Raw genomic sequence first — 947 nt, 5'->3', positions numbered from 1 at the left:
GCGGCAGCGGCGGGGGCCGCAGTTGGGGCGGTGGCCGTCGGGGCGGGAGTTGCACCCGCACTGGCCGCAGCGGCGGGTGCAGCGGCAGCCGGCGTTCCAGCCTGAGGTTGGGCGCCGCCGGGATTCTCCAGCGCATTCAGGCGAAACTCCACGTCGCCCTTCATGCGGCGCTGCGCGTCTTCCAGCTGGCGCAGGCGATAGTCCATCGCCTCCACCTGGCCGGTCATGGTGCGCAGCTGGCCTTCCAGCGCGTCAACCCGGGCCGACAGGTCGGTTATGGGGCTGGTGGTTGGGGCCGGCGCCGGGGCCGGGGCAGGCGGTGCCTCCTGGCCGATCTCCGGTGCGAAGAAGCGGCTGTCCCCGCCTGGGAACACCTTGCGCTGCACCGCGCGCATCTCCGATTCCAGCTTGCCGACCCGGCGATCCAGCTTGCCGGTGTCCACCGCCTGGCCCGCCGCCGGAGCGGCTAGGAGCAGCACGAGTGGCAGGAACGGCAGAAGGCGGGTCACGGCAGGCTCCGATGCGGACAGGATGTCAGGCTGGGGGCGCTTGTGCCGGCACGGGCCTTGCCGGCACCTGAACCGCCGGCTGCGGGGTCGGCAGCGCAACACCGGCAAAGCGTTCGGCCAGTGCCGGGGCCGCCAGCACCACGCCATCGATGGTCTGGTTGGTGTTGCCCAATGGCGGCAACAGCACGCCGGCCACCCTGATCTCCATCACCCCCGCGCGGCCGGTGCGCATCACCGGCGCGATGCCATCGGGCACCGTCCAGCTCTGCCCGGCCGACAGCACGCCCATAAACACGCGGCGGCCGCTGGTCGGATTGGTGATGCGCAGCCACACATCCTCGCGCGCCGTCAAGACCACCGGGCCGCTGGTGGGGATGCCGGCAGGCGCAGCGGGCGCGGCCGCAGGAGCGGTGGGCGCAACAGCCGGCTCAGCGGTTC

General features: G+C 72.8%; 2 protein-coding genes. Both read right to left on the bottom strand.

What is annotated here, in order from left to right; genetic code table 11:
* Window positions 1–509: YbgF trimerization domain-containing protein (locus GJV64_RS14850; protein ID WP_328799207.1), on the bottom strand; the 509-nt coding region annotated here is incomplete at its 3' end.
* Window positions 510–534: 25 nt separating this feature from the next.
* On the bottom strand, window positions 535–947 hold a 413-nt coding region (locus tag GJV64_RS14845; protein WP_205599665.1), incomplete at its 5' end, for a DUF4115 domain-containing protein.

Source organism: Sandarakinorhabdus rubra (genome assembly GCF_010994245.1).
GTDB classification, from domain to species: domain Bacteria; phylum Pseudomonadota; class Alphaproteobacteria; order Sphingomonadales; family Sphingomonadaceae; genus Sandarakinorhabdus; species Sandarakinorhabdus rubra.
The sequence above is the reverse complement of the archived record's forward strand: the minus strand, read 5'-3'. Positions and strand labels throughout refer to the sequence as shown.